This is a genomic window from Gilliamella sp. Gris1-4, from assembly GCF_001690335.1.
GTDB classification, from domain to species: domain Bacteria; phylum Pseudomonadota; class Gammaproteobacteria; order Enterobacterales; family Orbaceae; genus Gilliamella; species Gilliamella apicola_P.
In genome coordinates this window covers 17,774-31,637 of the sequence record NZ_LZHA01000020.1, presented here as the reverse complement: position 1 = coordinate 31,637, position 13,864 = coordinate 17,774, and the positions used below count along the sequence as shown (strand labels likewise).

The 13,864-nt window shown below is 35.5% G+C and carries 10 protein-coding genes; 6 read left to right on the top strand and 4 right to left on the bottom strand.

The genetic code is table 11. The features are described 5' to 3' along the window. Positions 1–22: 22 nt before the first annotated feature. Genes A9G31_RS02190 through A9G31_RS02180 form a run of 3 tightly spaced genes read left to right on the top strand, consistent with a single transcriptional unit; the run spans position 23 to position 2,211 of the window. Entirely contained in the window at positions 23–514 is a 492-nt protein-coding gene (locus tag A9G31_RS02190) for a PTS system mannose/fructose/N-acetylgalactosamine-transporter subunit IIB (RefSeq protein ID WP_065560239.1), read from the top strand. Positions 515–538: 24 nt separating this feature from the next. After that, entirely contained in the window at positions 539–1,369 is an 831-nt protein-coding gene (locus A9G31_RS02185; protein ID WP_065560238.1) for a PTS mannose/fructose/sorbose/N-acetylgalactosamine transporter subunit IIC, read from the top strand. A 14-nt stretch (positions 1,370–1,383) separates the two neighbouring features. Then, positions 1,384–2,211: a PTS system mannose/fructose/sorbose family transporter subunit IID gene (locus A9G31_RS02180; RefSeq protein ID WP_065560237.1), complete on the top strand. Its 828-nt coding sequence runs from the start codon at positions 1,384–1,386 to the stop codon at positions 2,209–2,211. Between the two features lie 112 nt (positions 2,212–2,323). On the opposite strand, the gene lpdA is transcribed toward A9G31_RS02180, so the two are convergent. From lpdA to aceE, 3 genes are read right to left on the bottom strand one after another with little or no spacing between them, the layout of a single operon-like run. Next, entirely contained in the window at positions 2,324–3,748 is a 1,425-nt protein-coding gene (gene lpdA / locus A9G31_RS02175; protein WP_065560236.1) for a dihydrolipoyl dehydrogenase, read from the bottom strand. 16 nt (positions 3,749–3,764) lie between these two features. Continuing rightward, complete coding sequence (gene aceF, locus A9G31_RS02170) at positions 3,765–5,360, bottom strand: pyruvate dehydrogenase complex dihydrolipoyllysine-residue acetyltransferase (protein ID WP_065560235.1); 1,596 nt, start codon at positions 5,358–5,360, stop codon at positions 3,765–3,767. Between the two features lie 12 nt (positions 5,361–5,372). Continuing rightward, positions 5,373–8,039, bottom strand: coding sequence for a pyruvate dehydrogenase (acetyl-transferring), homodimeric type (gene aceE / locus A9G31_RS02165; RefSeq protein ID WP_034909932.1), 2,667 nt, complete (start codon positions 8,037–8,039; stop codon positions 5,373–5,375). A 375-nt stretch (positions 8,040–8,414) separates the two neighbouring features. On the opposite strand from aceE, the gene lipB reads away from it, so the two are divergent. Together lipB and lipA are read left to right on the top strand one after the other, a co-directional pair. Further along, positions 8,415–9,035, top strand: a complete 621-nt coding sequence (gene lipB / locus A9G31_RS02160; protein WP_034909828.1) for a lipoyl(octanoyl) transferase LipB — start codon at positions 8,415–8,417, stop codon at positions 9,033–9,035. Positions 9,036–9,045: 10 nt separating this feature from the next. Further along, positions 9,046–10,005 carry a lipoyl synthase gene (gene lipA, locus A9G31_RS02155; protein WP_034909830.1) on the top strand — a complete coding sequence of 320 codons (960 nt, stop codon included), beginning with the start codon at positions 9,046–9,048 and terminating at the stop codon, positions 10,003–10,005. Positions 10,006–10,042: 37 nt separating this feature from the next. On the opposite strand, the gene A9G31_RS02150 is transcribed toward lipA, so the two are convergent. Continuing rightward, the gene (locus tag A9G31_RS02150) at positions 10,043–11,815 is read right to left on the bottom strand and encodes a DUF3413 domain-containing protein (protein WP_065560234.1); all 1,773 of its coding nucleotides are present in this window, start codon (positions 11,813–11,815) and stop codon (positions 10,043–10,045) included. Positions 11,816–12,004: 189 nt separating this feature from the next. Between A9G31_RS02150 and A9G31_RS02145 the strand changes: the two genes are divergently transcribed. Next, positions 12,005–13,777, top strand: a complete 1,773-nt coding sequence (locus A9G31_RS02145; protein WP_141671355.1) for an AAA family ATPase — start codon at positions 12,005–12,007, stop codon at positions 13,775–13,777. Positions 13,778–13,864: the final 87 nt, after the last annotated feature.

Below are 13,864 nucleotides of genomic sequence, written 5' to 3'. Positions count from 1 at the left end.
TATACGATAGGAGTAGAGATTTATGGCAATTACATTAACCAGAGTAGATGATCGTGTCATTCATGGCCAAATAATGACACGTTGGACAAAAGTCAGACCTGTCGATGGAATACTAGTGGTAGGCGACAATATTGCCTCTGATGAGTTACGAAAACGTGTCTTAAAAGCAGCTGCAGGCACATTAAAAATTGGAATTTATACTGTTGAACAAGGTGTAGATAAAATAAAACAAGGTATGGAATCATCTAAAAACTTTTTTTTAATTAGTGATTCCCCACAAACATTTGAAAAACTGCTCAGAGCCGGAGCTAAACTGAATCCAACATTAAATATAGGATGTATGAATACTCGATCAGGTGCAAAAGTATTGGGACGAACCGTCGCTATTGATGAAAATGACTATAAAGCTTTTGAATATATTGAGGCTCAAGGTATTAAGATCGAATTTCAACTTTTACCAGACGATGAGCCTAAAAGTTGGTCAATTATGAAAAAGAAATATGACACTTTATAGATCTTATTCATTGAGGAGAATATTATGGAAACAACACTCTTTATTCCAGCCTTACTCACGGGAATATTCTGTTACTTAGGCGCAATAGAATCACCTTGGTTATTTGGTATGTCAGGCGGTTTTTATATTGTAGGTAGGCCGTTAGTTGCAGGGTTATTAGTTGGATTTGCTTTCGGTGATGTACAATCAGGTGTTTTGTGTGGATTAGCTGTTCAAGCTGTTTTTATTGCTAATTTATCAACAGGGGGAGCCACTAATAGTGAGATCACTTATGCGGCTTATGGCGGTATCGGTTTAGCTTTAGCAACAACAAAAGAACCCGCTGTAGCTGTAACATTATCTGTATTATTAGGGCAAACTTTTGGTTTAATATTTTACAATACTCGAATGGCACTTTATTCATTCTGGAATAATAAAGCACAACAAGCTGCAGAACATAATAATACTCGAGGTATTATGTTAAATCATTTATTTTACCCCCAAGTAACAACATTTTTATTACGTGCAGTCCCTGTTTTCTTAGCCATTTTTTATGGTTCAGGTCTAGTTGATTGGTTATTAAGTAATGTCCCTGAAGTTATCACAAAAATTATTTCTGTTTTGGGGGGTGTCTTACCAGCACTTGGTATTGCCATGTTAATGAATATCGTTATTAAGTCAAAAATTCAGCTTATATTCTTTTTTGCTGGATTTGTTTTATTGGCTTTCGCTGGTTTAAGTATGATCGCATTGGTATTTATTTCGGCTTTAGTTGCTTATCTGTATTATATGGCGATTAATAAACCAGCTTCTTCCGCTGTCAAAGAACCTAATAACTCAAATTCAAATGTTTTTGAAGATGATGACCTATTTTGATAGGAGAACTAAAAATGGACAAAAAAATGAATGACCAATCAAAATTAACCAGAAAAGAATTACGCCAAATTTGGTATCGCTGGGGATTTACACATTTATCATCTATGAGCTATGAAAAATTACAAGCACATGCTTGGGCATTTTCTTATATTCCATTTGCCGAAAAGTATTACAAAAATGATCCTGAAGCAAAACGTCGATTACTAACAAGACATTCGATGTTTTACAATACAGAACCTCAAACAGGTCAAATCATAAATGGTATTGTTGCATCAATGGAAGAAGAAATAGCATTAGGCAATAATGTGCCCGAAGAATTACCAGTAAATATCAAAGCCACATTAATGGGTCCGTTAGCTGGTATAGGTGATTCTTTAATTCAAGGCATTATCGTTCCTATTTTATTATCAATTGCTATGGGAATGGCTGCTGGAGGAAATGCCATTGGCCCAATCTTTTATATTTTATCTTATGGTATTTTAGGACCTTTAATTTCTTATATGAGCTTTCATTATGGTTACAAACTTGGCGTGAATGCCATTGATAATATTATTGGTGATAATGTAAAACGAATTACCGATGCTTTTAATATTCTAGGAATTATGGTAGTTGGAGGCCTTGCTGCTGGTAATATTGTGCTAAATTCACAATTAGAAATTCCAATGGGTGACAGCATGCGTTCATTACAAAGTGTACTTGATGGTATATTCCCGAAAATACTACCTTTGACTATGGTTTTACTTGCTTGGTGGTTAGTATCTGCAAAACAAATGACAGCCACAAAAGTCATATTAATTCTGACTGCAATTACTTCGCTTGGTGTAATTATTGGTATATTTTAGTCTACATAAGGACCTTAAGCTGATCAGTAATAAAATATCAAAAATCAGAAAAAATAAAAATGCCGTTAGTTTGAGCTAACGGCATTCTATTAAGTATATAAATGACTTATTACTATTTCTTCTTCGCTTTAGCATTTGGTAAATCAGTGACAGAGCCTTCATAAATTTCAGAGGCTAAGCCAATTGATTCATGCAATGTTGGGTGAGCATGAATTGTTAATGCGATATCTTCGGCATCACAACCCATTTCGACAGCTAAGGTGATTTCACCAAGTAATTCACCGCCATTTGCACCAACAACCGCACCACCTAATAGGCGATTATCTGCTTTATTGAAGATCAGTTTTGTCATCCCTTCAGAGCAATCAGAAGCGATAGCTCGTCCTGAAGCTGCCCATGGGAAGATTGATACTTCATAATCAATACCTTTCTCTTTCGCTTCTTTTTCAGTTAAACCAACCCAAGCAACTTCAGGTTCAGTATAAGCGATAGAAGGAATGGTTTTTGGATCAAAGAAGTGTTTTTTACCTGCAATTACTTCTGCTGCCACATGACCTTCGTGTACGCCTTTGTGCGCAAGCATTGGTTGACCAACAATATCTCCAATTGCATAGATATGCGGAACATTGGTACGCATCTGTTTATCGACTTCGATAAATCCACGGTCAGTAACATTAACGCCTGCTTTTTCCGCACTAATTAATTTACCATTTGGTGTACGACCAATAGCCACTAATACCGCATCATAAGTATGAGTTTCGGTGCTGCCGTCTTTCTTTTCCATGGTGACATAAATTGCATCATGTTTTGCTTCAACGGTAGTAACTTTAGTTTCCAATCGTAAAGTGAATTTCTTTTGGATCTGTTTAGTAAAGACTTTAATTACATCTTTATCAGCGGCCGGAATCACTTGATCAAACATTTCAACTACATCGACTTCTGAACCAAGTGCATGGTATACAGTCCCCATTTCAAGACCTATAATTCCGCCACCCATTAATAATAATTTTTTAGGAATGGTGGTTAAAGCTAAGGCATCTGTAGAATCCCAAATACGAGGATCATCATGTGGAATAAAAGGCAACTTGATTGGACGAGAGCCCGCTGCAATAATCGCATTATCAAAGGTGATCTTAGTGATTCCTTTTGATGAAGTTACCTCCATTGTATGACTACCGGTAAACTGTGCCTCACCTTGAATAACATTGACTTTACGCATTTTGGCCATACCAGCTAGTCCATTAGTCAGTTGACTAATAACTTTTTCTTTCCAGCCACGCACTTTGTCTAATTCAAGTCTAGGTGTACCAAAATGGATACCATGTTCGGTTAATGATTTTGCTTCATCCATTACTTTAGCAACATGAAGTAATGCTTTTGATGGAATACAGCCTACATTTAAACAAACACCACCAAGTGTTGAATAACGTTCAACAAGGGTAACTTCTAGTCCAAGGTCTGCAGCACGAAACGCAGCGGAATAACCCGCTGGTCCTGCTCCTAAAACCACAACTTGTGTTTTAACATCTTGACTCATAATTTGATCTCCTTAATTACATCACTAAACGACGTAAGTCGGATAAGACGTTAACAATATGGCTTAAGAAGCGTGCACCATCAGCACCATCAATAACTCGGTGATCGAATGATAATGATAATGGCAACATTAGCCGTGGTGTAAACTCTTTGCCATTCCAAACTGGTTTCATGCTAGAGCGAGATACACCTAAAATACCAACTTCTGGCGCATTAACAATTGGTGTAAACGAGGTTGTACCAATGCCACCAAGGCTAGAAATAGTGAAACATCCACCTTGCATATCGCTACCTGTCAATTTACCTTCACGTGCCTTTTTAGAAATTGCCGCAAGCTCACGAGAAAGTTCAACAATACCCTTTTTATCAACATCTTTAAATACTGGAACTACAAGACCATTTGGTGTATCGACAGCAACGCCAATATTAATGTATTTTTTGATAATTAAGGTTTGGGCATCTTCAGATAATGAGCTATTAAAGCGTGGATACGCTGTTAATGCACTTGCTACCGCTTTCATGATAAACACAAGTGGCGTGATCTTAAGATCAAGTTTTTTCTTATCTGCTTCTGCATTTTGTTGCTTACGAAATGCTTCTAAATCAGTAATATCTGTTTCATCAAATTCTGTCACATGCGGAATCATTACCCAGTTACGGTGTAAATTTGCACCTGATACTTTTTGAATTTTAGTTAATGGTAAACTTTCAACTTCACCAAATTTGCTAAAATCAACTTTAGGCCATGGTAATAGACCAGGTAATGCACCACCTGTAGCGCCACTTTCAATTTGTTTAACAGCATTTTTTACGTAAGTTTGAATGTCTTCACGTAAAATACGGTTTTTAGGACCTGTAGCAGTAACTTTTGCTAGATTTACCCCAAATTCACGTGCTAAACGACGTACAGATGGTGTTGCATGAGCATAAGCATCGTTTTCAACAAACTCATTGCTTGATGAAGCAGGCGCTGATTTTGCAGCAACTGGTGCTGGCATTGGCTCAGGTGCTGCTTTTTCAGCAACAGGAGCTGCGGCAGCTGGAGCTGCTTGAGTAACTGGAGCTGCACTAGATGTGGTTTCAAATTCCATGATTTTGGAACCTGTTTTTACTTTATCACCCACTTTTATCGTGATACTTTTAACCGTACCAGCAATGGTTGCTGGTACTTCCATTGAGGCTTTATCACCCTCAACGGTAATTAATGAATCATCAACAGATATAGTATCACCTACTTTTACCAAAATTTCCGTTACTTCGACTTCATCACCACCAATATCTGGAACTTTTACATCTACAATTTGGCTAGTTGCAGTTGGTGTTACTTCAACTTTTGGTGCTTCTTGTGCTGTAACTGTAGCTGGAGCGGCAGTTTCGCCACCTTGCCCATCAAAGACCATAATGTCAACGCCTGTTTTGACTTTATCGCCAATTTTTACAGAAATAGATTTAACAATACCAGCCTGTGGTGCTGGGATTTCCATTGATGCTTTATCACCTTCAACTGTCATAATTGACTGATCAGCTTCAACTTTATCGCCTATTTTAACCAGAATTTCGGTTACTTCTACTTCGTCACCACCGATATCAGGTAATTTGATTTGAATACTCATTATAATAACCTCTTATGCAATTCGTGGATTAAGTTTATCGGCATTGATTTCGAATTTTTTGATCGCATCTTCAACAACGCTAACTTCAATATCGCCACGTTTAGCAAGTTCACCCAATGCTGCAACCACAACATAAGATGCATCGACTTCAAAGTGATGACGTAAATTTTCACGGCTATCACTGCGACCGAAACCGTCAGTACCGAGTACTCGATAGCTTTCAGCAGGTACAAATCCACGAATTTGCTCAGCAAACAATTTCATATAATCAGTTGAAACCACCGCTGGATTGTTATTCATAATTTGTGCAACATAAGGCACTTTTGGTGTTTCACTTGGATGCAACATATTATATCGTTCGCAATCTTGACCATCACGAGCAAGTTCAGTAAATGATGTTACGCTATAAACTTCTGAGCTAATACCATAATTTTTAGCTAAGATTTCAGCCGCTTCACGAACATGGCGTAAAATAGAGCCTGAACCTAGTAACTGAACAGTCGGTTTGCCTTTTTGACCCTCAACGGTATCTAGTTTATAAATACCTCGTCGAATACCCTCTTCTGCACCTTCTGGCATTGCTGGTTGTGCATAGTTTTCATTGAGAGTTGTAATATAGTAGTAAACGTTTTCTTGCTCACCATACATGCGACGTAAACCGTCTTGCATGATTACCGCAACTTCATAAGCATAAGCAGGATCATATGATATACAGTTAGGGATAGTTAATGCTTGAATGTGACTGTGACCATCTTGGTGTTGTAGACCTTCACCATTTAGCGTTGTTCGACCAGAGGTTCCACCAATCATAAATCCACGAGCTTGTTGATCACCTGCTGCCCACATTAGATCACCAATACGTTGGAATCCAAACATTGAATAGTAAATGTAGAATGGAATCATTGGGAAATCATTTGTGCTATATGAAGTGGCCGCAGCAATCCAAGAAGCCGTTGCACCACATTCATTAATTCCTTCTTGAAGAATTTGACCTTTCTCATCTTCACGATAATAAGCCACTTGTTCTTTATCTTGTGGTGTATATTGTTGACCGTGTGGATTATAAATACCAATTTGACGGAATAAACCTTCCATACCAAAAGTACGTGCTTCATCAGCTAGAATAGGTACTAAACGTGGAGCAAGTTCTTTATCCTTAAGCATAATATTAAGCGCACGGACAAATGCTATAGTGGTTGATATTTCTTTCGATTGAGCTTCAAGTAATGACGCAAATTCACTTAATGGAGGAATTGAAACAGTTCCTGAAAAATGAGTTAATCTAGATGGTACATAACCATGTAACGCTTCACGACGCTCATGAATGTATTTGTATTCTGGCGTGTGTTCCTCAAATTTGATGTATGGTAATTTTTCAAGTGCTTCATCTGTCACTGGAATATTGAAGAAATCGCGAACATGACGCACGCCATCCATATTCATTTTTTTCACTTGGTGAGCTATATTTTTTGCTTCAGCAGCAGCCCCCATACCATAACCTTTTATGGTGTGAGCAAGAATAACAGTTGGACGATCTTTAGTTTCTTTTGCTCGTTGGAATGCAGCAAACATTTTAGCAGGATCTTGACCACCACGGTTTAATCTAAAGATTTCTTCATCAGACATATCTTTAACTAATTCAGCGGTTTCAGGGTATTTACCAAAGAAATGCTCGCGAACATAAGCACCGTCTTTTGATTTTAATGTTTGATAATCACCATCAAGTGTTTCATTCATTAGTCGAATTAACTTACCAGACTTATCTTTTTGGAGAAGTTTATCCCAACGGTCACCCCAAAGAACTTTAATTACGTTCCAACCCGCACCAGCAAATACACCTTCTAGTTCATTGATAATTTTGCCATTACCCGTTACTGGACCATCTAAACGTTGTAAATTACAGTTGATAACAAAAACTAAATTATCTAGTTTTTCACGTGTTGCAACGGTAATTGCACCTTTTGATTCTGGTTCATCCATCTCACCATCACCTAAGAAAGCATAGACAGTTTGTTCAGAAGTATCTTTCAACCCACGATTTTCTAAATATTTTAAGAAACGTGCTTGATAAATGGCATTAACAGGACCAAGCCCCATCGATACTGTTGGAAATTGCCAAAATTCTGGAAGCAATTTAGGATGAGGGTATGATGGTAAACCTTTACCATGAACTTCTTGACGGAAATTATCTAATTGCTCTTCGGTTAAACGTCCTTCAATAAAGGCTCGAGAGTAAATACCTGGTGAGATGTGCCCTTGGAAGTAAATTAAATCACCGCCATCTTTTTCATTACGAGCACGGAAAAAGTGGTTAAAACAGACTTCATAAAAAGTAGCTGCAGATTGGAACGATGCCATATGTCCACCAAGCTCTAAATCTTTCTTTGAAGCTCGTAACACCATCATAATTGCATTCCAACGGACAATTGAACGAATACGTCTTTCTATTTCCCAATCGCCAGGATAAGCAGGTTGCTCTTCTACTGGAATAGTATTGACATAATTACTTGTTGAAGATCCAAAAAGTACTGGAACACCCCCATCTCTCGCCTTATTAACTATTTGTTCAATAATATACTGTGCACGTTCGATTCCTTCTTCTCGAATAATAGACTCAACACTTTTGAGCCAATCTTGTGTTTCAATGGGATCGACATCATTCATTTGCATGTCCGACATATAAAAACCTCTTTTTTGTTTAGAAAAATGCATTATTTGCTATCCTTAATTACATTAAAAAACGTAACCAAAAAAGCTTAAACTCTGCATTACGGAGCTTCATTAATATCAGTCTGCCATTTAAAAAAAAAAAGTAAAGCAAACTGTGGCTTTGAAAAGAACGTTAATTCCTATTAAATTAATCAACTATTTCAATATTAGTAATGAAATTGATGTTATTTATATGATAAATAAGTAAATTTCACCTAATGATACATATAAATGTTATTCCTAATAGCTATTCCAATAATAACTACAAGTTGTCAAGTTATTATAAAATCTGTTATATACTCGTAAAAATTGCGATAATACTACTTGAAGATAACAGAAAAAACTATGATCATTAATAATGTCATAATCAAAGACTTAAAAATTAAACCATATGTGTATACCTATCAAGCTATGCATGACTTTACGAAACAACGTGATGAGCATTCTCTTGATGAAATCTGGTTAGTCGAACATGAGCCTGTATTTACCCAAGGTAAAGTTGGTAAAGCTGAACATTTATTAAATCAGACAAATATCCCTGTTATTCAGACCGATCGCGGTGGTCAAATTACTTACCATGCTCCAGGTCAACAAATCATGTATATTTTATTTGATTTAAAAAGACTTAAGTTAGGTATCCGAGACGTAGTTAGTTATTTAGAAAATAGTGTCATTCAAACATTGTTCCATTATGGTATTATTGCTCATGCAAAGCCTGATGCACCGGGAGTATATATTAACGAAAAAAAAATCTGCTCACTTGGTTTGCATATCAGTCGTGGCTGCACTTTACATGGACTTGCATTCAATGTTGATATGGATCTTACCCCTTTTAATAACATTAACCCTTGTGGCTATGCCGGATTACAAATGACGCAACTAAAAGAATATGTCTCTCAAATTGACCGTAAAGAGATAAAACAACTATTAACTAATAATTTTATTAAGCAGTTACCTCAAAGATAAGATACCAATTATGCAAAATAATGAAACAAGAATCAGAAGTTCGAAATATCGTGATGCTGACAAGACACGCTTAATTCCAACTGTAACATTAGAAGATGTAGCACCACTAAAAAAACCTGAATGGATGCGAATTAAATTATCTGCTCACTCTGATAATATAGCACATATTAAAAACACAATGCGCAAACATGGATTACATTCAGTCTGTGAAGAAGCTTCTTGCCCTAATTTAGCTGAATGTTTTAATCATGGCACGGCTACTTTTATGATTTTGGGCGATATTTGTACCCGCCGTTGCCCATTTTGTGATGTAGCTCATGGTAGACCATTACCACCAGATAGTAAAGAACCCATTAAGCTAGCGCAAACCATTCAAGAAATGAAATTACGCTATGTTGTTATTACCTCGGTTGATAGGGATGATTTAAAAGATGGTGGAGCTAGCCATTTTGCTAATTGTACTCGAGAAATCAGAGCATTAAACCCAAATATAAAGGTTGAAACATTAACACCTGATTTTCGTGGTTGTATTGATGAAGCAATTGATGTCTTAAGTGATAATCCACCTGATGTATTTAATCATAATTTAGAAAATATACCTCGCTTATATAAAAGGATCCGACCTGGCGCTAACTATGAAGGATCACTTAAATTACTGGCAGCATTTAAAGAACGACATCCTGAAATTCCTACAAAATCTGGGTTAATGGTAGGACTTGGCGAAACAAATCAAGAATTAATTCAAGTGTTAAAAGATTTACGTAGTCATGGTGTTACTATGTTGACGCTTGGTCAATATTTACAACCAAGTAAATATCATTTACCCGTTGAACGTTATGTTTCGCCACAAGAATTTGAAGAATTAAAGCAAACGGCATTAGCTATGGGATTCACTCATGCAGCTTGTGGGCCATTTGTACGTTCATCTTATCATGCTGATTTACAAGCAATGGGCAAAGAGGTGAAGTAATCTTCACCCCTTTTTATAATTCTACTCAAAAGCTAAATCAATTATCCACAACCATAAAACGGCGATTTTCAGTAACGATTTGCAAAAAGATGGGTAAACTAATTTTTTCTGCTTTTTGCAATTTACCATTAATATCATAAATTTTAGAACGACCAAAAGCATCTAAAACAACCGTTTTATCATCATAAAGTGCTGCTATAGTATTTTCATCACCAGCAACTAGCCATTGTCTAGACTTTTGAGTAAATAGATTTTTACCTTGACTGTACAGCTGAGGTGGCGTAGTAACATAAAATGCGTCTTGCATTAATGTAAGCATAATATCAGTTTGCGAAGTTGCTTCTGTTATTTGGGCACGGCCTTTATTTGGCCATGATATAATCAATGGTACTTTTAATGATTCTCTGTTAAAGTCGCTTCCTGCATTGCGTAACGCTACTTTTTTCACTTCGTCAATTTTAATATCATTCGAACCAGTAATAACAATAATCGTATCATCATAGGCATTAGATAATTTTAAATAGGCAATTAATGATTCAATGTATTGATCTAGCCTTTTAGCTTCTGATTGAAGATCAGATATCGTGATTTTTTTATTTTTACTTCCCAATGAATATTGGATTATAGAAAACAAAGGTGCATGATTAGCAAGGCTATTTTGTTCTTCATGCCAAGCCCTCCAGTTTTCTGTTATTTGTTTATTAGATTGTTTTTTAGGTTGTGGTATTGAAAAATTAGATAACAAAGCTGAACGATATAAAGGTTCAGCAAAACCATTTTCCGAAAATAGACCTAAGTTGTAGTGCTGTTTTGTAACGACATCAAGCAATACAGACGGTTTATGTCCAACAAGGATACTATTATAGTAGTTAGGATCTAACCCATAAAACAATGAAAAGTCATTTAAATAGGACTGATTACTTGCTCCATAATGATTAGCAAAGAAAATATTATCTTGAGAAAACTCATTTAACCACGGCATATGTTTAGTTAATAAATTAGTATTCCATCCTTCAATAACAATCATTAACACATTATTTTTTATTGTCTTTTGATTATAAACAATATTTCCTAACGGACATTCAATTGCCATCGCAAAAGGATTCCCTTCTTGGGCAACACGATCACGATAACCATTTTCTTTAATAAAGCCATAACGTTCAAGAAAATGGCGAGCAGTTAAAGGATAAGAAAGTGGTAGGCTTGAACGCTGCATAGTAATTGGTCGATAAAAATTAGCATCAGCCCAGATATGAATCAAATGTGAGGAAACAAAACAAAGAATAAAAAGAATTACTACAGGCTTTGCATAGCGTTTACGTTTACTTAAGCTACGTAACTTTTTCCAGCTCCATACCGAAAATAAAATTTCAATCAACAAAATAAACGGAATAGCAATAAATACCGTACTTAAATAAGTGACTTTTTGCGATGAAAATAATTGCCAAATAGACAAATTAAGGTGCATTCTAAAATGCGAAAAAACTTCAATATCAATAATTAGTAATGAAAGACCTACTGTTGCAAAAACCGTTGCAATTATCCTTTGCCATCGAGATGAATGAATGAAAAAACTTAACGGAAAAAGCAGAATCAAATAAGCAATAAAGGTCAAATAGCTGAAATGTCCGATTGCACTAATAATTGCATAAAATCGCCCCATAAAAGTACGAGGCCAATCTGCAATAAATAAATATTGACTACCTAGTAAAATTACAACAAAAATATTAAACAACGTAAACCAATGCCCCCAACTAACAATTTGTGAGGCACGATAGTCTTTGAAGTAAGTATTTTTGATTTTGAGCATATTAAGTCGTTGCTAATGGTGATTATTAAGATAAATAAACAATAAATTATGTTTTAGTTTACCTGATTTTAAAAAATCTTTCTGTAAATTTTTTATTTGCTACCATAAAGATTTTGGTAATCTGTTGGCGATACATCGGATACTTGTTATAATTTCAAAATGAAATAAGTTAACAAAAAGATAAAAACTTTGGCAATTAAACAACTCAACGCAAAACAGATCCAGCCTGATTTATCCTATATTTCTGAACTTAGAAACAAAACTAATAATTCAATATCATTAGAATCAGAAAAATCAGAACATTTACTCATGTGGCAACCACGTGTGGCCTCTGCCTTAGCACTGTTATGCCCACCCAAAAGAGTATGTTATAGCCCCCGCTTTATGTTGCTTAAAGCACCTGAAAGCGAGCTTTTTTTTGATTTACTAAGACAAGCCATTAAATCTGATTTATCTTCACCTTCATTAGGCTATAGTTATTTTTTTAGCGAAAGTAAAATTACGTTGGCCAATGCAAAGAGCAAACAAGATAATTTTGCAGCCCAAGACAATTGTTTATTTGCATCTTCTGTTGATAGTGAAAAACTATTTGGTTGTGTTAGACAACCTGAAAATAGCCCTATAAAATTACAAGCTGGACTTGTTCATCGTGCTAATGGCGGCATTTTAATTTTAGGCCTTCGCTCACTACTTAGCCAACCATTGTTATGGTCTAAACTAAAACAAATGGTAATAAAGCAAGAGTTTGAATGGGTTTCAGCTGACGAATCTCATCCTTTACCTTTGTCTATTCCTCCTATGCCACTTGATTTACGAATCATTTTAGTTGGGGATAGATTAAGTTTAGCAGAATTACAAGATTTTGAACCTGAATTTTATTCAACTTCTATTTATACTGAATTTGAAAATGAATTGCAGGTCAAATCGCCAGAACAAATCGAACAATGGATTAATTATTTAAATTTTATTGCGAACAAACAACAATTACCCAATATTGATACCTTAGCTTTAGCAAAAATTTACAAAGAGGCTACTCGCTATACTGGTGATCAACATTACCTCCCTCTTTCGGTAGATTGGATTAATTCGCTATTAGTTAATGCTATACACTTTATGCAAAATAGTGTAATCGATGAATCAGCCATCACTTCTGCTATAAAGCAAAAATCATGGCATGAAAATTATTTACAAGAAAGGCTACATGAGGAAATATTTAGTAATCAAATAATGATTAATACTAAAGATCAAGTTGTTGGACAAATAAACGGCTTATCAGTAATTGAATATCCAGGAAATCCCAAAGCTATAGGTGAACCTACACGTTTAAGTTGCCTTATTCATTTTGGTGATGGAGAGATAATTGATATAGAACGTAAAACAGAATTAGCTGGTAATATTCACTCAAAAGGAATGATGATAATGCAGGCATTTATTATGTCTGAATTTGCTATCAATCATCAATTACCTTTTTCAACTTCTTTAGTGTTTGAACAATCTTACAGTGAAATTGATGGTGATAGTGCTTCACTTGCAGGGCTTTGTGCAATCATTAGCGCTTTATCACAGCAACCTATTGATCAACAATTGGCTGTTACTGGTTCAGTAGATCAATTTGGTCATGTCCAATCAATTGGTGGAGTGAACGAAAAAATTGAAGGATTTTTTGCTGTTTGTAAACAACAAGGTTTAACTGGACAACAAGGCGTAATTATTCCAGCCACTAATCAACGCCATTTAAGTTTAAATGATGATGTTATTGAAGCAATCGATCAAGGAAAGTTTTCAATATGGTCTGTTGAACATGTTGCTGATGCGCTTTATCTACTAACTGGTATTCCTTATAAAGATAAAAATAGCATTAATCTTTACCAGTTGATTCATGCACGTATGCAAGCAGTATTGTTGCAGGACAAAAAACAAGATAATTGGTTAAGTAGATGGCAAAAATATTGCAAAAAGTAATAATACCAAATAAACTTTGGTTCAAAATTTTATTAATTACGAAATAGAAAAAGAGAGTTAGCTAACTTTCAATTTTTCAAAGCATGT